At 62.5% G+C, this 19,249-nt stretch carries 18 protein-coding genes and 1 pseudogene; 8 read left to right on the forward strand and 11 right to left on the reverse strand.

Annotation, left to right across the window (positions count from 1 at the left end; genetic code table 11):
- The first annotated feature begins 58 nt into the window (after positions 1-58).
- The 4 genes from VDQ28_RS20845 to VDQ28_RS20860 all read left to right on the forward strand — a co-directional run bounded on the left by VDQ28_RS20845 (position 59) and on the right by VDQ28_RS20860 (position 4,838).
- Entirely contained in the window at positions 59-1,570 is a 1,512-nt protein-coding gene (locus VDQ28_RS20845; RefSeq protein ID WP_323037762.1) for an MFS transporter, read from the forward strand.
- Between the two features lie 44 nt (positions 1,571-1,614).
- Positions 1,615-2,019 carry an acyl-CoA thioesterase gene (locus tag VDQ28_RS20850; protein ID WP_323037763.1) on the forward strand — a complete coding sequence of 135 codons (405 nt, stop codon included), beginning with the start codon at positions 1,615-1,617 and terminating at the stop codon, positions 2,017-2,019.
- Positions 2,020-2,123: 104 nt separating this feature from the next.
- Positions 2,124-4,442: a cytochrome P450/oxidoreductase gene (locus VDQ28_RS20855; protein WP_323037764.1), complete on the forward strand. Its 2,319-nt coding sequence runs from the start codon at positions 2,124-2,126 to the stop codon at positions 4,440-4,442.
- Between the two features lie 30 nt (positions 4,443-4,472).
- Positions 4,473-4,838, forward strand: a complete 366-nt coding sequence (locus VDQ28_RS20860; RefSeq protein WP_323037765.1) for a YigZ family protein — start codon at positions 4,473-4,475, stop codon at positions 4,836-4,838.
- On the opposite strand, the gene VDQ28_RS20865 is transcribed toward VDQ28_RS20860, so the two are convergent.
- The 7 genes from VDQ28_RS20865 to VDQ28_RS20895 all read right to left on the reverse strand — a co-directional run bounded on the left by VDQ28_RS20865 (position 4,835) and on the right by VDQ28_RS20895 (position 11,784).
- Entirely contained in the window at positions 4,835-5,287 is a 453-nt protein-coding gene (locus VDQ28_RS20865) for a TerB family tellurite resistance protein (RefSeq protein WP_323037766.1), read from the reverse strand. The genes VDQ28_RS20860 and VDQ28_RS20865 overlap by 4 nt on opposite strands.
- 127 nt (positions 5,288-5,414) lie before the next feature.
- The gene (locus tag VDQ28_RS20870) at positions 5,415-6,995 is read right to left on the reverse strand and encodes a sulfatase (protein WP_323037767.1); all 1,581 of its coding nucleotides are present in this window, start codon (positions 6,993-6,995) and stop codon (positions 5,415-5,417) included.
- Positions 6,992-7,795, reverse strand: coding sequence for a glutathione S-transferase family protein (locus tag VDQ28_RS20875; protein ID WP_323037768.1), 804 nt, complete (start codon positions 7,793-7,795; stop codon positions 6,992-6,994). Before VDQ28_RS20875 ends, VDQ28_RS20870 begins: the two co-directional genes overlap by 4 nt.
- The gene (locus tag VDQ28_RS20880) at positions 7,768-9,087 is read right to left on the reverse strand and encodes a TRAP transporter large permease (RefSeq protein ID WP_323037769.1); all 1,320 of its coding nucleotides are present in this window, start codon (positions 9,085-9,087) and stop codon (positions 7,768-7,770) included. The genes VDQ28_RS20875 and VDQ28_RS20880 overlap by 28 nt, the downstream gene beginning before the upstream one ends.
- Positions 9,087-9,587: a TRAP transporter small permease gene (locus VDQ28_RS20885; protein ID WP_323037770.1), complete on the reverse strand. Its 501-nt coding sequence runs from the start codon at positions 9,585-9,587 to the stop codon at positions 9,087-9,089. Before VDQ28_RS20885 ends, VDQ28_RS20880 begins: the two co-directional genes overlap by 1 nt.
- 69 nt (positions 9,588-9,656) lie before the next feature.
- Positions 9,657-10,631 carry a TRAP transporter substrate-binding protein DctP gene (locus tag VDQ28_RS20890; protein ID WP_323037771.1) on the reverse strand — a complete coding sequence of 325 codons (975 nt, stop codon included), beginning with the start codon at positions 10,629-10,631 and terminating at the stop codon, positions 9,657-9,659.
- Between the two features lie 22 nt (positions 10,632-10,653).
- Positions 10,654-11,784 carry an FAD-dependent monooxygenase gene (locus VDQ28_RS20895; RefSeq protein WP_323037772.1) on the reverse strand — a complete coding sequence of 377 codons (1,131 nt, stop codon included), beginning with the start codon at positions 11,782-11,784 and terminating at the stop codon, positions 10,654-10,656.
- 185 nt (positions 11,785-11,969) lie between these two features.
- On the opposite strand from VDQ28_RS20895, the gene VDQ28_RS20900 reads away from it, so the two are divergent.
- The gene (locus tag VDQ28_RS20900) at positions 11,970-12,779 is read left to right on the forward strand and encodes an IclR family transcriptional regulator (RefSeq protein ID WP_323037773.1); all 810 of its coding nucleotides are present in this window, start codon (positions 11,970-11,972) and stop codon (positions 12,777-12,779) included.
- A 99-nt stretch (positions 12,780-12,878) separates the two neighbouring features.
- Here the strand turns inward: VDQ28_RS20900 and VDQ28_RS20905 are convergent, their stop codons facing one another.
- From VDQ28_RS20905 to ubiT, 4 genes and pseudogenes are all read right to left on the reverse strand, one after another.
- A complete protein-coding gene (locus VDQ28_RS20905) occupies positions 12,879-13,421 on the reverse strand; it encodes a cupin domain-containing protein (RefSeq protein WP_323037774.1) in 543 nt (180 codons plus the stop codon).
- Positions 13,422-13,906: 485 nt separating this feature from the next.
- The gene (ubiV, locus tag VDQ28_RS20910; RefSeq protein WP_323037775.1) at positions 13,907-14,818 is read right to left on the reverse strand and encodes a ubiquinone anaerobic biosynthesis protein UbiV; all 912 of its coding nucleotides are present in this window, start codon (positions 14,816-14,818) and stop codon (positions 13,907-13,909) included.
- 8 nt (positions 14,819-14,826) lie between these two features.
- Positions 14,827-15,805: pseudogene (gene ubiU / locus VDQ28_RS20915) on the reverse strand (ubiquinone anaerobic biosynthesis protein UbiU).
- A gap of 48 nt (positions 15,806-15,853) precedes the next feature.
- The gene (gene ubiT, locus VDQ28_RS20920; protein ID WP_323037776.1) at positions 15,854-16,354 is read right to left on the reverse strand and encodes a ubiquinone anaerobic biosynthesis accessory factor UbiT; all 501 of its coding nucleotides are present in this window, start codon (positions 16,352-16,354) and stop codon (positions 15,854-15,856) included.
- 134 nt (positions 16,355-16,488) lie between these two features.
- On the opposite strand from ubiT, the gene VDQ28_RS20925 reads away from it, so the two are divergent.
- From VDQ28_RS20925 to ric, 3 genes are read left to right on the forward strand one after another with little or no spacing between them, the layout of a single operon-like run.
- The gene (locus tag VDQ28_RS20925; RefSeq protein ID WP_323038170.1) at positions 16,489-17,985 is read left to right on the forward strand and encodes a UbiD family decarboxylase; all 1,497 of its coding nucleotides are present in this window, start codon (positions 16,489-16,491) and stop codon (positions 17,983-17,985) included.
- Positions 17,982-18,566 carry a UbiX family flavin prenyltransferase gene (locus VDQ28_RS20930; protein ID WP_323037777.1) on the forward strand — a complete coding sequence of 195 codons (585 nt, stop codon included), beginning with the start codon at positions 17,982-17,984 and terminating at the stop codon, positions 18,564-18,566. The genes VDQ28_RS20925 and VDQ28_RS20930 overlap by 4 nt, the downstream gene beginning before the upstream one ends.
- Before the next feature lie 13 nt (positions 18,567-18,579).
- Positions 18,580-19,245, forward strand: a complete 666-nt coding sequence (ric, locus tag VDQ28_RS20935) for an iron-sulfur cluster repair di-iron protein (protein WP_323037778.1) — start codon at positions 18,580-18,582, stop codon at positions 19,243-19,245.
- The last annotated feature ends 4 nt before the right edge of the window (positions 19,246-19,249 follow it).

The following is a 19,249-nucleotide window of genomic DNA, read 5'->3' on the forward strand; positions in this document are numbered from 1 at the left end:
GCGCTCCCCATAGGGCGGCGCCTTTTCCATGGGCGCATCCAGGAAAGAACATGCGCCTATGACCACCCACCCCTCCGCCCGTGCAACACTCGCATTGCTGCCGATCATTGGCATTCCGGTTTTCCTCGCCTTTGCCAATCAGACGATGGTCTCGGTGGCCTTGCCAGAAATCGGCAGCGATCTGGGCCAATTGCGCCGCCTGCCGTGGCTGGTGATGGGGTATCTGATGGCGCTGACGGTTGCCGGGCCGTTGTATGGCGTGCTGGGCGACACCTACGGGCGCGCGCGGATGCTGCAATCGGCGCTGCTGGTCTATATAGCGGGTTCGCTGGCCTGTGCTTTGGCAAGTGATCTGACGGTGCTCTCGTTTGGCCGCGTGATCCAGGGGCTTGGCGGTGGCGGGCTGATGTCGCTGGCGCAAGCCTTGATCGCCGATGCTGTCCCGCCGCGCGAACGTGGCCGCGCGCAGGGCTATGTGGCGATGATCAGCATTCTGGCCTCGACCGCCGGGCCTCTGGTCGGCGCGTTGATGGTCGAAACCCTGGGCTGGCGCAGCTTGTTCCTGGTGACCATCCCGCTGGCTGGCCTGGCGATGTTCCTGCTGCATCGTCGCAAGATCCCGCGCGGTGAGGTGCGCAACGCCCGGTTTGACAGCAAAGGGTTCTTTGCCCTTCTGGCGCTGGTGATCGGCGGAACGGGTGCCATTGAAATGGGGTCCGAGGCGGGCTTGAGCCTTGTCGTCGTGGCCTGTGCCGTTTTGGGGCTCGTCGGGCTCATCACCTTGTTCCCCACGCAAAAACGAGCCGCCAACCCGCTGTTTCCACCAGAGCTTTTCGCCATTCCGGCGGTGCTGAGGGCGGCGCTGATGTCCGCCTTTCACGGCGCCGCGCTGGTCGGGTTGATCACCATCATCCCGCTGTTCCATGCGATCATGCGGTCGGATGGCGCTTTTGAAACGGCGATGTCGATGCTGGCGCTGACCATGACCCTGGGGCTTTCGGGGTTCGTGACCGGCAACCTGATCACCGCAACCGGACGCACGGCGCTTTTCCCCTCGATCTCGCTGATTGTCGCCATCGCCGCGATCATCTTTCTGGCGGTGTTTGGGGCCGACCTCAGCCGATGGCTCCTGCTGGCAACCTATTCGGTTCTTGGCCTGTCGTTTGGCACTGTCATGGTTGTCGTCAACACCACGATCCAACAAGAAGCGCCAGACAAACATCGCGGCAGGGGCGGCCGGAACGGTGACCTTCTTTCGGTCCATTGGAGCGGTGATCGGCACATCCTTGTCAACGTCGGTCCTGTTCCTGCTGGCCCCGTTCGAGACGGGACGCGGCGCAGGCGCGGTTTTGTCAGGCTCCATCACGCTCAATCCCGAGGTCACGCACGCCTGGCAATTTGCCTTTGCCGCCGGGTTCGGCAGTATCGCTTGCTTTGTCCTGGGCTCTTGGTTCATGGCGCTCACGACGCCCTCGCGGCGCGTCGAGTGGCAATAGGGCCAAATCACTCCCGCCCGCATAGCGGCAAAGGACCGCAGCCCAAGATGGCTCGACAACACGGCGCGGTTTGACTACCCAAACCCCGAAATACACGATGAAACTCAGGGAGCAGACAATGCCACATTTTCACAGCTCGGACTATCAGGTCAGCTTCGGTGACTGTGATCCTGCGGGAATTGCCTATTATCCCAATATGTTCCGCTGGGTGGACAAGACCTATCACGACTGGCTGCGCGGGTTTGGCGGTCACGCCCATCTGTGCGCCGAACTTGGCGCCGTCGGTCTGGGGCTGATCGACCTCAAGGCGCAATTTCGCTCGCCATTGCGCGACGGCGATCACCTGCAGGTCGTGATGATCGGCATGGATTGGGGCACACGCTCACTTTTGATTTCCTATCAGGGCCTTGTCGGCGAACGACTGGCCTTTGAAGCGCAGGAAACGCGCGGCGTGTTCGTGCAAAAAGACGGCCGCCTGTCCGCCGCGCCAATGGCGGCCTTGCGCGCGCTGGCGGGGCAGTAAACCACCCCCGCCGCGCTGCCCGCGCACGTCTTTTTGCGGCGAACAAAGACTGGTCAGTCTGCCCGACTTGTTCCACACTACCGCTCAAAGTGAGGAGGCATCGCATGACCCATTCCCCCGCGACAAACGGCACCGGCTGCCCCATTCACGCAGGCGCATCGACTTGCCCGGTCTCTGAGTTGGCCGCAGATTTCGATCCGTTCGGCGATCTCTATCAGGCCGATCCCGGCGAGGCGCTGCGCTGGTCGCGCGATCAGCTCCCGGTTTTTTACGCCCCGAAACTCGGGTATTGGGTCGTCAGCCGCTATGATGACATCAAAGCCGTGTTTCGCGACAACCGGGTCTATTCGCCGCGCAACGTTCTGGAAAAGATCACCCCCGCGACACCTGAGGCGATGAAAATCCTGCAAAGCTACGGTTTCGCCCTGAACCGCACCCTGGTCAACGAGGACGAGCCCGCCCATATGGAGCGCCGCCGTGCGCTGATGGATCACTTCCTGCCGGAGAATCTGGAACCCAAGCAAGAGATGGTCCGCCGCCTGACCCGCGAAAAAATGGACGCGTTCATCGAGTCGGGCCGCGTCGATCTGGTTCAGGCGATGCTTTATGACGTGCCGCTGAACGTGGCGCTGCATTTTCTGGGCGTGCCGGATGACGAAATCGCCAAGATGAAAAGCTTCTCGGTCGCCCATGCAGTCAACACCTGGGGGCGCCCGACGCCGGAACAGCAAATCGGCGTGGCACATGGGGTCGGCAAATTCTGGCAATACGCGGGCAAGATCATCGAAAGGATGCGCGCCGAGCCCGATGGTCAAGGCTGGATGCACCACACGATCCGCATGAACGCGAAAATCCCCGAGGTTGTCACCGACAGCTATGTGCACTCCATGATGATGGCGATCATCGTGGCGGCGCATGAAACCACCTCGCTGGCCTCAGCGAATATGGTCAAAACGATGCTCAGCCACCCGCAGGCCTGGGCTGATGTGTGCGCTGATCCCTCGCTGATCCCCAACGCGGTCGAGGAATGCCTGCGCTATCGCGGCTCGGCGATTGCCTGGCGGCGCGAGACCACCTGTGCCACGCGATTGGGCGGCGTCGATCTGCCCGCTGGGGCCAAATTGTTGATCGTGCAAGCCTCGGGCAATCAGGACGAGCGGCATTTCGAGGATGGCGACACCTTCGATATCTACCGCGACAATGCGCAGGATCACCTGACTTTCGGCTATGGCAGTCACCAGTGCATGGGCAAGAATATCGGCCGAATGGAGATGCGGATCTTCCTCGAGGAACTGACCCGCCGCCTGCCCCATCTGAAACTTGCCGATCAAGAGTTTCGCTACCTGCCGACAACCTCGTTCTGGGGGCCTGAAAAGGTCGTGGTCGAATGGGATCCGGCGCAGAACCCCGAGCGCACCAACCCCGACCTTCGCACCATCCACCGGCACTTTCCGGTCGGTGCCCCGGTGCGCAAGGACATTGCGCGGCGCGTGACGGTTGACGCGGTGCGGCACGAGGCCGAGGGCATTCTGGGCCTCAGCCTGCGCGGAGCCGATGGCCGCGCCCTGCCGAAATGGAGCGCGGGCGCGCATGTGGAACTGGTGGTCGATGGCTTTGACCGCAAATACTCGCTGTGCGGCGCGCCCGATGCAAAGGGCTACGATCTGGCCATTCTGCGCGAGGACGCCGGACGCGGCGGATCGCGCCATATCCACGAAGTCGTGAAACCGGGCGCGGCGCTGAAACTGCGTGGCCCCAGCAACCTGTTTCGGCTCGATCCTGACGCATCGCACTATGATCTGGTTGCGGGCGGCATCGGCATCACGCCGATCCTTGCGCTGGCGGATCAACTGCGGTCCCTGGGGCGCGCGTATGCGATCCACTACGCCGGGCGCACCCGCGCGACGATGGCTTTCCTGGACCGGCTTGCGCGCGATCATGGTGATCACCTGACGGTGTATGCCGGCGACGAAGGCCAGCGCGCCGACCTTGCCGCCCTGGTTGCGGGCCTGCCCGCGGGCGGTCACATTTACGCCTGTGGCCCCGAGCGCATGATCACCATGCTGGAGGATCTGACCGCCGATCACCCCGAAGGCACGCTGCATTTTGAGCATTTCTCGACGCAGGTGACAGGCCTCAACCCCACCAAGGAAACCGCGTTCGAGGTTGATCTGGTCGATTCGGATCTGACCGTCTCTGTGGCCGCCGACACCACCTTGCTGGATGCGCTGCGCGCCGTGGGGATAGATATCGCCAGCGACTGTTGCGAAGGGCTGTGCGGCAGTTGCGAAGTGACGGTTCTCGAGGGCGACATCGACCATCGCGACATGGTGCTGACCCGCGCCGAACGGGCGGAAAACGCACGCATGATGGCCTGCTGTTCGCGCAGCAAGGCGGGCTGGCGGATCAAGCTGGCGCTTTAGCGCGGGCGGGCGCAAGCGAAGGCCACGATCATGCGTGTTTATGAGAATATCATCAGCGACCGGGGCTCTAAATATGCGGTGTCCGGCGGCGTCTGCACCTCAGGCGACGAGGCTGCGGATTTCGTGAAAGCCTTGAAACGCAACAAAAAGTTCAACAAGGCGACGCATAACACCTGGGGGCTGTTGACCTGCGACGGCCCCCTCAAGAATGACGACGGCGAAAGCGGCGCGGGCATGGTCATCGTGCGGATGCTCGAACGCGAGGGCCTGCAAAACCACATCATTGTCGTGACGCGCTGGTATGGCGGCAAACATCTGGGTGGCGACCGGTTTCGGCATGTGCAGGACGCCGTGCGTCACTACCTGTCCACGCTCACCCCGACGCCACCGTCCTAAGCGCCAAGCTCGCCCATCCGCGTCAGCACGCGTCTGCGCGCGGCGGCGCTGTCATGATCGCCGACCGCCACCAGCGGGGCCAGACGGCGCATCAACGCGTCCTCATCCGGGGCGCGTTGATGGTCTACCAGCACCACATGCCAGAGCGCCTCCATCAACGTGATGCGTTCTTCCTCGGACATGGCGTTCTTGATCACCCGCGTGAAGCGCACGCTGTCGGCGGCTTGCTGCTGGATCGCATCGGCTTCGTCATGCAGGGTCTGTGCCTGTGCCGACGACAGGGTGAACATATCCTGCAACAGCCGCAAGACGGCGCGTCGTTCGTCCTGGTCATAAATATCATCGGCGCGCGCGGCTTCAATCAGCAGCGCCGCCACGGCAACTTCCAACGACACGTCGGCTCGCGGCGCTTCATGCGTTCGGAACAGGTTTCTGAGTACATCAATCATGGCGCGCAATATGTCGCCAAAACCACGCGGCGTCCAGCGCGCAGAGCCAAGGTGCGCCGCGTGTGCCGGAGCGAAAGTCAGAAAACATGCGCGCGCCCGCCGCCAACCAACCGTTTGTCGGCTTCCGTCACGCCTGATTGGTCGCCAGAATGGACCGATCCCGGAACGCCAATTGCGTCTGCGCCAACAAGAACAGCATGTCGGCCTTTTTGCCCAGAACCGCAGAGTCCGGGCTTGCCCAGAGATTGTTCACTTCGTGCGGGTCGGCGGTCAGATCATACAATTCGCCCAGCGATGATTGCTCGAAGATGCTCAGACGCCAGCCGTCATGGACCAGCGTCCTGATGCTCGTTCTGGCGTCGGGATCGCGGTAAACTCCCATACCCGGATCCTCGATCAGCACCGGCACGTTGCCCCGCGCCGCATCAAACAAATCGCCGCCTTGCATGCCAACCGGCACTTTCAGACCGGCCCGTTGCAGAATGGTCGGCGCGAAATCAATGGCGCTGCCCTGAAGCGTGGTGGTCTTTCCGGGCGGCATTGCCGGATCACGCCAGATGAACGGCACTCGAATCGCACCTTCGCTGTGAACGCCGTGTTTCAGAACCGTTCCATGATCGCCCATATAATCGCCGTGGTCGGACATGAAACAGATGACGGTCTCGTTGTTCAGGCCTTTCGCGGTCAGGGTCTCCATGATCTTTCCAACCGCATCATCGACCATCGAAATCGAGCCATAGTTCAACGCGAGCATCCGCCTCATGTGCTCGGCGTCGGGGTGGAACGGCCAATAGGCGTCAGGCTGCGCGTCGCCAATCGCATAGGCCTCCAGCATTTCCGCCGGCAAGTCATTGCGATCTCGGGTTTTATTCTCAAACGAGGGCGGCAGGGGCATGTCGGCCGGGTCATACATGTCAAAGTATTTGCCGGGCGGCGTGAAGGGATGATGCGGGTCGGGGAACGACACCACCAGCAGGAAAGGCGCGTCATCCGCCTGCTCCAGAAACGCGGTTGCCTCATCCTGAATATAGGCGGTGGGGTAGAGCGCTTCGGGCAATGCGGTCCGCCAGATCTGCGGCTGAGCGTCGGCGCCGTCCACGGCATTCGCCCGACCGCGAGGATCAGGTGCGCCATGCAAGTGGTCGCGCAACCAGCCCGAATAGTGCCCTTCGACCTGATCGCCATGACCGATGCACAGCCGCACATGGTCGAATCCGTAATAGGGCAGCGGCAGGGTTTGGTCCGGGTTCTTGGCCCAGGACGCGCGCACTTCGCGGCGATAGTCCGGTCCGGCGCGTTGTGTTCTGAGCGCCAGCATGACCGAGTCAGGCAGTTCCGCCCCCTGCCCCGTCGGATTGCGCGGCGGCGTCGGAATATCGGTGACATTCTGGAAATGCGCCTTGCCAACCAACGCTGTCCGATACCCCGCCGCGCGCAGCACATCCGCATAGGTCGTGCTGTCCAGCCCCATCGGGATACCGTTCTGGCGGCAGCCGTTCACCGAGGTCATCTGCCCGGTCATCAATGCCGCGCGGTTCGGCTGGCAAATGGGGGTGGTGACATAAAACTGATCAAACCGCGTACCGGTGGCCGCCAAGCTGTCGATATGCGGTGTGCGCACGATCGGATTGCCATAGCAGCCCAGATGGTCGGCGCGCTGTTGATCCGTCATGAAAACGATGAAATTCGGGCGTTTCTGTTGTGTCATCTGATCAGGTTCCGAAACTCTGCGACCGGTTTCTTGGGGCCCCACATCCGGGCCGCAAAGCGATGCTCGCCCGCGATATAGATGTCCGACGCACGCAAGGCGTCAAACCACGCCTCGACCCGTGGCAGGCCGCGAAAACAGCCGTCTTCCTCGAGATACACCAACCGGTCAAAAATGCCCGCCAGCGCGATTTCCGCAAGGGTCAGACGCGCACCGCAAATCCACGGCCCGTCAAACAGGCCAAGATCCTGCTCCAGCCGCTCAAGGAATACCCGCAGACCCCGGCGGGCGGCGGCGTCCTTTGCGTCATCGCGCGGGGCGGTCAGGCGGCGCAGATAATCCTGCGCCTTCTGCTGGTCGGGGTGGCGATGCGACCACTGCGTCAACTGCGCCAACCCGAACCCTTCAACGCGCAGTTTCATCATCGAGTTGAAACTGAGCGTCACGATATGGCCAAACAGGTGGTCTTGCTCGATGAACATCCATTTGCGCATGATCGACGCCTGATAGGCATCCTCGGGGCGCAAAGGTGGCTCGGGATAGGCATCATCGAGGTATTCAAGGATGACATTGGACTGCGTCACAACCCGGCCGCCATCGACCAGTGTCGGCACGATGCCATCGGGGTTGAGGGCCAGATACGCGGGCTGAAAATGGTCGAATTTCCAGCTTTCGATAAACACCTCATCCCACGGCAATGCCTTTGCCGCCAGCGCCATGCGAACCTTCATGCAACAGGGGCTGTCACCGAATTGATGGAGCTGGCGGGTGGTCATCGGAACATATACGCGACCGGCCATGTCACCAGTTGCGGCACAAAGAACAGGATCAGGATCGCCGCAAGGTCACACAGGATGAACGGCATCGCCGCGCGGTAGATCTCGTTCATCGTCGTGCCGACGGGGGCCACGGCCTTCATCACGAACAGCGCACCGCCCAGTGGCGGCGAGGTGGAGCCGGTCTCGATCGCCACCAGATACATCGCCGCAAACCAGATCGGATCAAAGCCGAATTGCAGGACAACCGGAATGAAGATCGGCAGCGTGATCAGCATGATCGGCAATGGCCCCATGAACATGCCCAGAAAGATCACCGCGCCGATCATCGTCAGCACAATGGCGCTGGGGCTGATATCGAGCGAAATGATCGCATCGACCATGCCAAAGGTCGCCCCGGTATAGGCCAGAAGCTGCGTGAAGGTGACCGCGCCCGACACGATCAGCAGCACCATGACCGAGATATTGGCGCTGCCGAGGATGGACTTCGAGAACACATCCCAGGTCAAGCGCCGCTTGGCGGCGGCCAGCGCCAGGGTGGCAAAGGCACCGGTCGCCGCGGCCTCGCTCGGCGTTGCCCAGCCAAGGAAAATCACGCCGACCACCGAAAACACGACAAAGCCCAGCGGCAGGATATTGACCGCCGTCGCATGCAGTTTTTCTGCCATCGGAACCGGCTTCACGTCGAAAGGCGGTGCAAGATGCGGCTGAATTGTCACGCGGATATAGATGTAGAGCACATAGAGCAGCGCCATCAGCAGACCCGGCACGATGATGCCGATCAGCACACGCCCGATGGACAGTTCCGCCACCACGCCCAGAACCACGGCCAGAGAGCTTGGCGGGATCATGATCGCCAGACCCGCAGAGCCCAGAATGGGACCCAGCGACATCGGCTTCTTGTAGCCGCGTTTCTCCATCTCGGGCACCAGCGACGAGCCCAGCAGGGCAATTGCGCCCATCGAGTTGCCGGTCAGCGACGAGAACAACACGCCCCCGCCCACGGCCATGAAGGCCAGCCGCCCGCGCAGCTTGCCGAACCATTTGTCCAGCGTGTCCATCAGGTCGATGGCGATGCGGGACTGGAACATCCCCTCGCCCATGATCATGAACAACGCGACCGGGACAAGCGTGAAGCTGGTCAAGGCGTCGATGGTGTTCATCACCACCTGCCGCACCCCGGATTCGCCTCCCAGCAGCAGAAAGGCACCGACAATGTTCACCGCAAGAAACGAAAACGCGACCGGAAGGCCAAGCATCATCAGGAACAGCAACGGGCCCACGATGATGGCGATGACGTAATACCATTCTAGCATTAGAGACCCTTTCGCCGGATCGCGCCGACACCCTGAAACAGAAATTGAACCGCCATCAGAAACATGCCGAGCGGCAGCGCCGGGGTAATCCAGTAGCGTGGCGGCGCCATAACGGTTGTCGCGCGAACACCGGTGTCGATCTGGTCGAGCATCACGTCGATGCCGATCTTCGTCAGCACCACGCAGATGGCAAAGCCGATCACCGAATTGATCACGCGCAAAATCGCCTGCCAGCCCAGCGACAGGCTGAGATGCAGCAGATCCAGTGTGACATGCATGTTCTTTTCGAGCAGGTAAGGTGCCCCAAGGAAGGTGATATACAAGAGCGAGTATTCGCTGACCTCGATCACCCACAGGCGCGAGGTTCCGACCACCGCCCGCGAGACGACCTCGAAGAAGATGATCGACGCGGCGAAGAACAGGATACCCGCGCCCAGGATCGCCAGCCAAAGGTTCACCCGACTGAAGAACCGTACGACACTGTCATAGGCAGAGGGCATCTGAAGGTCTCCTTATGAAAAGATGGGGCCAGGTCTTTGGCCCCATCATTGGAGTTTGGAACAGCAGGATCAGTCGACCAGCATGCCGCGCAGTTCGGCGGCAACGTCCTCGCCGGCTTCGGTGGCAATGACCGACCAGGCGGAGTCGAGTGCGATCTCGCGCAATTGTGCCGAATCCTCGTCGGACAACTGGATGACCTCGAAACCGGCGGCCTCCATCTCGACGACACCCTGTGCGACATCGGTCGCCCAGATCTCATCAATCCGCGGTGCCAGATCGTCGCGCACGAAGGCGATGATGCGGGTTTGCAGGTCGGCGGGCAGCTCGTTCCAGGCATCCTGATTCACCAGGATCGGGAAGCCTGCGCGGTAGACGCCCGGATAGACGACATGCGTCACCACACCCTCGAATTGTGCGGCCCAGCCGACGGTGCCGCGCATGAACCCGTCAATCGCGCCGCGCTCCATGGCGGTGTAAATCTCGCCCATCGGCAGAACCAGCGGCTCTGCGCCCAGCGCATTCACCAGCGGCAACAGGGTCGGGAAAACGCGAATGCGCAGGCCCTGGATATCTGCCAGCGTTTCAATGGGGGTGTTCAGGAACAGATGGAACGCAAGGTCGGTGGCCGGAACTTCGCCCAGAAACACCAGATTCCGCTCGGCGTGCAATTCCGTCATCCGCTCGTAATAACCGGTTGTGCGGATCTCGTTGTAATCCTTGAACGACAGGTTCATCGTCGAGGATGCCGGAACCAGACCGGAATAGTAGCTCGGGCTGGTGAAGGTCATGTCCATCGCGCCGTTGCGCACCGCTTCGGCCTGACCGAACGGCGGCATGACCTCGGGGCCACCGCGCCAGTTGATCTGGAATTCGCCGTCGAATTCTTCATTGATCTCGTCGATGAACATCGCGAACCCGCGCGAGATATCAGCCTGACGTGGGGACAATGTCACCGCGTTCATCGTGTATTCTTCGGCAATCGCGGCCCCACCGATCATGGTGATTCCAGCCGCAACAACGGCGGATTTCAAAAACTGTTTCATAGTCTCTCCCTTGGTAATTTCTTCAGCCCAACGCGACGGACCAGGCATCATAGCCATAGACCCAATCCGCGTTACCACCTTTTTTCAGCCAATCATTGGCCAATGAGTTTGCCTGCACTTGCGCCGTGCGCGGTTTGCGAGCAGCCTCATACCGCGCAAAGGCCGCTTCAACGCCGTCCGGTGTGACACCGTCCAACGCGCGGGCCAGAACGACAGCATCCTCAATTGCCATGCAGGCCCCTTGTGCCATGAACGGTACCATCGGGTGTGCGGCGTCTCCCAAAATCGTGGCCCGGCCTTTTGACCAGGTGTCCATCGGCTCACGCACATGCAGCGCCGACTTGGTGACCTCGTCACAGGCCTCAAGAAGCGCGCGCGCATCGGGGTGGAAATTGCTGTATTCGGCGCGCAATTCCTCGACATCGCCAGGCAGCGTCCAGCCCTCTTCGGTCCAGCCCTGCTGCGGCGTGGTTGCAAAAACAAAGATTTCTTCGCCAAGAGTCAACGGAAAAGTCACGATCTGCTTCTCGGGCACCTCGCCCCACCATTTGGTGAAGGCATCGGTGTCGGACAGGCCAGCCGCCTTGCTGCGCGGGAAGACCGAGCGGTAGGACACGATGCCGGTAAATTTCGGGTCATCCTTGCCGAACAGCGCCGTGCGCACGGCGGAATGGATACCATCAGCGCCGATGACAACATCAAACTCCTGGCGCGAGCCATCGTCAAAAATTATCGTCGCGCCGTCATCGGTCAGCTCGACGCTTTTGGCCGACATTCCGGGGTGAACGCAGTTTTCGGGCAATTGGCCCTGCAGCGCTTTCAGCAGATCGGCACGGTGAATGGTCAGCTGCGGTGCGCCGTATTTCTCTTCAGCGGCGGTGCTCATCGGCAGGCGCGAGGTTTCCTCGCCGGTCACGCCGTCGCGGCTGATGCGAAAGGTCGGGCGTGCGGCGGTCTTGCGCAGGTATTCACCGACGCCAAGCTGATCGAGTGCAAAAACCGCATTCGGCGTCAGGTTGATATCGGCCCCGACCCGGTTGAATGCGGGTGCTCGTTCAAAGACCTGCACATCGTGCCCGGACTTGCGCAACGCAATGGCGGCACTGAAACCGCCAATCCCGCCCCCACAAACTCCAATTTTCAACACACCCATTCCCAGCTCCTTGTTCTTTTATGAACGATATGTTCAAATATTATCGTAGGGATCCGCGTGGGTCAAGAAAATGGTTGCGAAATCGGTTGCACTTGCTGGCTTTCGTGTGTTTGTCCATAAAAACAGTATGTTGAACTTGCTTGAACACGCTAAGACATTGATGTCCAAGTGACGTTAGGGGGAACATGGTGGTCGATCCACAGAAAACAGAATCAGCGCTGTATTCCGTTCCGCCCGTCGAACGCGCCCTGAGCTTGCTACGCCACATCGGCGACGGTCACAGATGTCGCAACCTGAACCGGACATCTGCGGAACTCGGCATCAATCGTACCACGCTGATCCGTCTGATTCATACGCTGGTGGCCAATCGCATGATCGAAGAGATCGACGAAGGTGCGGGATATCGGCTTGGACCCGGCCTGATCAGCCTCGCGGCGCAGGCTATTCACGGTCGCGATATCGTACAGGTCTGCCAGCCACTGTTGGCGGAACTGGCGCACAAGACCGGCATGTCCGCCCATCTTGGCATCCTGGATGGCACAGACCTTGTGTATCTCAGCCGCGAAACGCCCAACACACACCTGATCAGCAACATGCGCCCCGGCTCACGTTTGCCCGCATATACATCTTCCGCGGGACGCGCCATTCTGGCCGAGATGACCGACGACGCCATTCGCGCGCTCTTTTCGGGTGTGGATCTTGAGCGGGTTACGGCAAAGACACCGCAGTCTGTCGAGGCCATTCTGGCGCAAGCCCGGCAGGACAGGCAGGCGGGCTTTGCCTGGAGCGAGGGCGGGTTCGAAGCCGGAATCGGCGCCTGCGGGGCGGTGGTGCTGGACCATCGCGCACGACCCGTCGGGGCGATCAATGTCGCCGGCCCGGAAAATCGCTTTGTCGAGGAGGGAAATGACCGCCCGGGGCCGATCAGGGACGCCGTGCGTTCGGTCGCGAGACAGGCGTCGATGGGCCTCGGCTATGTCGTGGGGGTACAATGAAACCTGCGCGCCCATGCACTCACCACCCCTGACGGCCGGTTTCGCCCGGATAACGCGCTGACAGGTTATCCCGTCAACGCGCGTATCCGGTGATGCGGTTCAGCGCTTCAGTTTCGAAACAGGGTGATCATCGGGGTAAGTCGGCGTGACGGGCTTCGGGTTGCCAATCATCACGCACATCAGCGCCTCTTCGATGCCCTCATTGCGCAGGCCGCGATAAACCCCCGGCGGCACCGAGATCAGGTCGCGCTCGGTCAACACGGTTTCGACTTTCTCGCCGTTGTGCTCGACAAAGAGGCGGATCTTGTGGCCCTTGAGAATGAAGAACACCTCTTCCGCATCGCGGTGAATGTGCAGCGGGCCTTCGCAGCCAGCCGGAAGCACCATGGTCGAAAAGGTGAAATTCCCAGCGGGAACCACGTTGTCATCGCTCGCAACACCCGTTGCACCCGTGCCGATATAGCGCATTTGAGCGCGCTTGTATTTCGGATCGTAATCGGCCTGAAACTTCAGCGCGTTCCAGTCCAGCGTGCGGGTCTCGTAGCGCGCAACACGGCTCTCGACCCACTCACCCAGCGACTTTCCCGCCGGAATCTCGACATCGCTTGGCTCGATGGTGGGGAATTTCTGTGGCGTTGTCATGGTACTCTCCAATGAAAGTTCATATATGAACGTTGTGTTCAAAATGATGTTTGCAGCTTTTGCAGACCAAGTCAAGTGACAGCACGTCACCGCCGCAAAAGGCGATCAGCAGGGATTGTCAGCCCGACCGATCCGGTCCGGCAATTGATCCGAAAGGGTCAACATCAGCCAGAGGGACAAGGCTGGAAACCTTGGACCTTTCAAACGCCAGCGGGATCGTTACTCTGGAATCCGCCCAGCGTTTTGCGCCGCAAGCAGGGGCAAGAGACAGCCCTGTGAAAACGCAGGGATTGCCGTGTGCGATGAAGCCGCCGTCATCGACCCGCACGCATCACGCCTGTCGCCAACGCGATCAAGCCTCATGGAGGGGCGCTGACGGTTTGCGCGGCCGCGAAGCACGGTGAGCGGGGCCTGTCGCTGTTGGTCACGCAAGGTCATCGTCTGCACCAAAACAGCGCAGGGTTTTCTGACCACAGGACGGCCGTTCAGCCCGCGGATGCAAGACCCTTGCCAGACCATTCCGCACCCGCCGGGCCGCGCACAAAGCCATCGGACAACCGCCCGCCCGGCACCCTTGGCGCAAGCAGCGCTTCGAGATCGGCCGCCGTCAGGTCACCCGTGAGGCGCGCGGCATAGGCCTCGCAGATCTCCAGGAAATGCGTGCTTTGCGGCGACAGACGCAGCGCATTGACACCGGCCTCGCGCAGCACCTCGATCTGATAGGCCATGCTGGCGGTGCTCTGGCTCAGGGTCTGCACGCCGTTGACCACCAGAAATTTTTGCCCGTCCAGGGTCTCCACATCGCGCCCATCGGGGTCCAGCCCGCAGACAAACTGGCAGCTATCCTTGGCGTGGTCGTGCAGTCGTGCGTGATAACACCGCCCCGAGATCGCCAGAGGCAAGCGGCCATGCCCCCAGACCTCGATGGCGACACCCAATTCGGCACCCAGCCGCGCCAGAACGGCAATCAACTCCAGCGGCAGCTCGGGCGGCAGGCAGACCCGCTGTGCCCCGCGCCCGGCCAGCCAGCGCAACGTGCCCTCGTTGTAGACGTTGATCAGCGGGCCCACCCAGAACGGTGTCTTGGCGGGCAAAGCGTGCAGCCCGGTCAAGTCGTTCACCTCGATCGGCAGGCCGATTTCCCGCAAGGCGGCCGTGGCCTTGCGCTCGCGTTTCAGGGTGACCAAGGCCAGCGTCGTGATCGCCACCGCCTTGCCCGCCGCCAACAGACCCTCGACTGCTGGCGCGATTTCGTCTTGCCAGAACGGCAGGCGTTTGGAGCAGACGACCTCGCCCAGAACCACGCGAGAGACGGGAGCCGCGGCGAGGCTGTCGTAAAAGCTGCGCACCACGGGCGCGTCCCAGAAAAACGGGTTGGGGCCGACTGTCAGATCCATAGCGGGTCTCATCTCCATGTCTTGGCATAGGCGCCGGTCGTGGCGGCCTGACCTTCGCTGAGACTGGCCATGACACCCTCGGGCATCGGACGACCGGCCGGCATGGGCCTCGATCGCCGCGCGGAAATTGCGCACCACTTCGGCGACATAGGCGCGGCTGCGCTGGCGGCCTTCGATCTTGAGCGCCGTCACCCCGGCCTTGGCCAGCGCCGGGATCAACGTTGTCGCATCCAGACTGACCGGATCCTCGAACACATGCCCGGTTTGCTCGCCCGAGGTGAAACACCCCTTGCACAGCGTCGGATAGGGCGCGGGCTGATCCTTGGCGGTGCGGTGAATGGTGAACCCGCCCAGACGCGCGGTCAGGCCGCCGGGTTCCTCGGCATAGTCGACATGGCTGGCCGGTGAACAGACGCCGTTCATGTTCGGGGATTTCCCGGTGGCATAGGACGACAACGAGCACCGGCCCTCGGCCATCACGCACAAGCCGCCGAACACGAACACCTCGGTTTCGACGTCGATTTCGCGGTTGATCGCGGCGATTTCTGGCACCGACAGGACGCGCGGCAACACCACCCGTTTCACCCCAAAGGTTTCGGCGTAAAAGTTGATCGCATCGGGGTTGGCCGCGGCGGCTTGCACCGACAGGTGACGGCGCAGCTTTGGGTGATGCTCGGCGGCATGGGCCAGCAGGCCGATATCGGCCAGGATCACCGCATCGGCCCCGGCGGTTTCGGCATCGGCAATCGCGCGATGCCACAGGGTTTCCGACCCGGCATGCGGAAAGGTGTTGATCGCCACCAACACCTTCGAGCCGCGCGCATGGGCGTAGGCGACGCCCGCCGCCATTTCCCCACGGTCGAAATTCAGGCCGGGAAAGTTGCGCGCATTGGTTTCATCAGCAAAGCCACAATAGATCGTCTGCGCCCCGGCCTCGACGGCAGAGCGCAAGGCGGCGGGGGTGCCGGCGGGGCATACCAGTTCCATCATGGCGCGGCTCCTGCGGGATTATCCATGCGATGCAGCGCCAATCCGCTAAGGCGTTCGGCCAATCGCCAGCAGCCGGGTGATCAGCGGCGCCAGAGGCTTGAGCAGAACCGCCATCTCGACCGTCAGATCCAGTTCGGCGTTGTCGATGGCGTTGCGCAGTGCCAGCCCGGCTGCGGTATCGCCCTCGATCACCAGATCGCGCGAAAAGAACAGCGCGTCACCGTCAAGACTGCCGTGCAACATGCCCAGAAACGCCGCGGTCAGGCCCGCGATTCGCGTGTCATGGCGTGGCGGAGAGCGGCGCGCATGGGCCGTCACGCGTGGCCGCGAGGTGCCCGGCTCCAACAGCAGCAGGAACGGAAGGTCGGTCAGGTCCAGCAGGAAACGGCGCGAGGCATAGTCGCCAAGCCGCCGTTGCAAACCGGGGTGGCGCTGCATCAATTGTCGCGTCAAGGACGTCAGCAGAGTACTGATCGGGGCCAGTGGCAACGACCGCACGGCCAGCGCCAAGGGGCGCGGCATAGGGGGCAAAACAGGCGTGCTCATCATGTCCTCATGCAAGTCAATGGCGGCAGACTAGAAGACCGCTGCGTCGTCGGGATTGATCTATATCAAGTCATATCCATTTCCGGACTGCTATCGGTCGCAAACACGCCGCTGCACCGCCGATGGAGGCCCCTATTCGTTCCTTGCCCGCCTTCGCAGATTTGCGCGCCTTTCTGGCGTGGGTGGAGCAGCAGGGCGATCTGCTGCGTATCGGCGATCCTGTGGCGCTGCGCCATCAGATGACAGCGGTGCAACAGGCCGCCCTGCGCCGCAACGGCCCGGTGCTGCGGTTTGACGCGGCGACGCAGCCGGACGGCACAAGGGCGGCAATGCCGGTGGTGGCCAATCTGTTCGGAACACAAGACCGGGTCGCCGCCGGTCTCGGCCTGACCCGTGCACAGATCCCCGAATTCGGCGAATTTCTGGCCTCATTGCGCAGCCCGGCCCCGGTGGAGGGGATGCGCGATGCCATGTCGCGCTGGCCGATGCTGCGCGCCGCCTTGTTGACCCGGCCCCATGTTGCGCGCAACGCCGTGGTGCAGCAGGTCACCGCCGAGCCCGACCTGACCCGCTTGCCCGTGCAAACGCCCTGGCCGGGCGATGCCGGGCCGCTGATCACCTGGCCGGTGGTGGTGACGCGCCCGCATGACAGCACCCCGGCGCAGCTTGCGCGCTATAATCTGGGTGTATACCGCGCGCAGGTGCTGGGGCCGGACCGTCTGATCCTGCGCTGGCTGGCGCATCGCGGCGGGGCGGCCCATGCCCGCACATGGGCGCGCGCCGGTGAGCCGATGCCGGTGGCGATTGCACTGGGCGCGGACCCCGCGACACTTCTCTCCGCCGCGCTGCCGCTGCCCGAAACCGTGTCCGAGATCACCTTTTCCGGCGTGTTGCGCGGCGCGCGTGCCGAATTGGTCCCCGCCCGCACTGTGCCGCTGATGGTGCCCGCCAACGCCGAAATCATGCTCGAAGGCTGGGTGCACCCCGATGACACCGCGCCCGAAGGCCCCTTTGGCGACCACACCGGCTATTACAATTCGGTCGAGCCCTTCCCGGTGATGCGCATTTCCGCCATCACCCATCGCCGCGACCCGCTCTATCTGTCCACCGTCACCGGCCGCCCGCCGGATGAACCCTCGGTCATCGGTGAGGTGTTCAACGATCTGGCCCTGCCGGTGATCCGCGCGCAAATCCCCGAGGTGCGCGACGTCTGGCTGCCGCCCGCCGCCTGTTCCTATCGCATGGCCGTGGTCAGCATCGACAAACGCTATCCGGGCCAGGCGCGCCGGGTGATGATGGCGCTGTGGGGGATGCTGGCGCAGTTCAGTTACACCAAGATGGTGATTGTCGTCGATGCCGACATCGACGCGCGCAATTGGGATGACATCGCCTGGGCGCTGGCCACGCGCATGGACCCGGCGCGCGACGTGATGGTGCTCGACAACACGCCGATGGATTACCTCGATTTCGCCAGCCCGCGTGAAGGGTTGGCGGGCAAGCTCGGCATTGACGCGACCACCAAGATCGGCGCGGAAACGACGCGCGACTGGGGGCAAGTCATGGCGCTCGACCCCAGGGACGAGGCCTTTGCCGCAGACCTTCTGGCCCGCCTCGCGCCGGTGACACCATGAGCGCGCGGGTGATCCTTGGGGTTTCGGGCGCGTCGGGGGCGATCCTTGCCTTGGAATGCGCGCGCATTCTGGCGCGCCTTGACGTGGCAATCGACCTGACCTTGTCGCCGATGGCCGAGCGAACCTTGCTCTTGGAAATCGGCCCCGAGGCACAGGCCGAGTTGGAGGCCCTTGTCACCCACATCCACCCGATCCGCGATCTGGGGGCCAGCATTGCCTCGGGCTCGTATCCGGTGGCCGGGATGATCGTCGCCCCCTGCTCGATGCGCAGCCTTGCGGCGATTGCCCACGGGCTTGACGACAACCTGCTGACCCGCGCGGCGGGCGTGCAGCTGAAGGAACGCCGCCCGCTGATCCTGCTGGCACGAGAGGCTCCGCTCACGCTGGCCCATCTGCGCAACATGACCGCCGCAACCGAGATGGGCGGCACCATCCTGCCCCCCGTGCCGGCCTTTTACCTGAATCCGCAAACCACGCTCGACATCGCCCGGCAAATCGCCGCCCGCGCGGTGGATTTGCTGCGTCTTGCGCCGCCACAGGCCACCGCCTGGGCCACCCCGGACCCCGATACTTCCCGCTGAAAGGACCCCTGAAATGACCCCGCTTTCCCACGATATGACGGTCGGAACGATTGCCGCCGAACTCCCCGGCGCCGCAGAATTGTTCCGCGCGAAAGGCATCAGCTTTTGCTGTGGCGGCACGGTTGCCCTGTCCGAGGCGGCGCTGAATGCCGGGCTTCTCCCCGACCGTTTGCTGACGGATTTGCAGGCGCTGTCCGATGCCGCAGGCCGTGAAGCGCCCGAGAGCACGGCCGACCTGATCGCCTATATCCTGAGCCGCTATCACGAGACCCACCGCACCGAACTGGACTTTCTGATCCCGCTGTCGCAAAAGGTCGAGCGCGTGCACGGTGCCAAGGAAAACGCGCCCCTTGGGCTGGCCGAAGCCTTGATTGCGCTCAAGGATGAACTCGATGACCATATGGCCAAGGAAGAGGCCGTGCTGTTCCCGCTGATGCTGCGCGGCGGTCATCCGATGATCGTGCACCCCATCACCCAGATGCGCCACGAGCATGACGAGGCCACGGAACTGCTCGTCAAGATCGAACACGTCACAAACGGGCTGACCTTGCCAGCGGGGGCCTGTGGATCGTGGACGGCGCTGTATACCGGGGTGCGCAAATTTGCCGATGATCTGGTGGCGCATATCCATCTGGAGAACACCGTGTTGTTCCCGCGATTCGAGCACGCCGCCGCCTGACGCC

It is taken from the genome of Pararhodobacter sp. (assembly GCF_034676545.1).
Classification (GTDB): domain Bacteria; phylum Pseudomonadota; class Alphaproteobacteria; order Rhodobacterales; family Rhodobacteraceae; genus Pararhodobacter.

Coding starts and splice junctions, on each gene's coding strand:
- VDQ28_RS20845 (WP_323037762.1), top strand. CDS start 59: ATGACCACCCACCCCTCCGCCCGTGCAACACTCGCATTGCTGCCGATC.
- VDQ28_RS20850 (WP_323037763.1), top strand. CDS start 1,615: ATGCCACATTTTCACAGCTCGGACTATCAGGTCAGCTTCGGTGACTGT.
- VDQ28_RS20855 (WP_323037764.1), top strand. CDS start 2,124: ATGACCCATTCCCCCGCGACAAACGGCACCGGCTGCCCCATTCACGCA.
- VDQ28_RS20860 (WP_323037765.1), top strand. CDS start 4,473: ATGCGTGTTTATGAGAATATCATCAGCGACCGGGGCTCTAAATATGCG.
- VDQ28_RS20865 (WP_323037766.1), bottom strand. CDS start 5,287: ATGATTGATGTACTCAGAAACCTGTTCCGAACGCATGAAGCGCCGCGA.
- VDQ28_RS20870 (WP_323037767.1), bottom strand. CDS start 6,995: ATGACACAACAGAAACGCCCGAATTTCATCGTTTTCATGACGGATCAA.
- VDQ28_RS20875 (WP_323037768.1), bottom strand. CDS start 7,795: ATGGCCGGTCGCGTATATGTTCCGATGACCACCCGCCAGCTCCATCAA.
- VDQ28_RS20880 (WP_323037769.1), bottom strand. CDS start 9,087: ATGCTAGAATGGTATTACGTCATCGCCATCATCGTGGGCCCGTTGCTG.
- VDQ28_RS20885 (WP_323037770.1), bottom strand. CDS start 9,587: ATGCCCTCTGCCTATGACAGTGTCGTACGGTTCTTCAGTCGGGTGAAC.
- VDQ28_RS20890 (WP_323037771.1), bottom strand. CDS start 10,631: ATGAAACAGTTTTTGAAATCCGCCGTTGTTGCGGCTGGAATCACCATG.
- VDQ28_RS20895 (WP_323037772.1), bottom strand. CDS start 11,784: ATGGGTGTGTTGAAAATTGGAGTTTGTGGGGGCGGGATTGGCGGTTTC.
- VDQ28_RS20900 (WP_323037773.1), top strand. CDS start 11,970: ATGGTGGTCGATCCACAGAAAACAGAATCAGCGCTGTATTCCGTTCCG.
- VDQ28_RS20905 (WP_323037774.1), bottom strand. CDS start 13,421: ATGACAACGCCACAGAAATTCCCCACCATCGAGCCAAGCGATGTCGAG.
- ubiV (WP_323037775.1), bottom strand. CDS start 14,818: ATGGATCTGACAGTCGGCCCCAACCCGTTTTTCTGGGACGCGCCCGTG.
- ubiT (WP_323037776.1), bottom strand. CDS start 16,354: ATGAGCACGCCTGTTTTGCCCCCTATGCCGCGCCCCTTGGCGCTGGCC.
- VDQ28_RS20930 (WP_323037777.1), top strand. CDS start 17,982: ATGAGCGCGCGGGTGATCCTTGGGGTTTCGGGCGCGTCGGGGGCGATC.
- ric (WP_323037778.1), top strand. CDS start 18,580: ATGACCCCGCTTTCCCACGATATGACGGTCGGAACGATTGCCGCCGAA.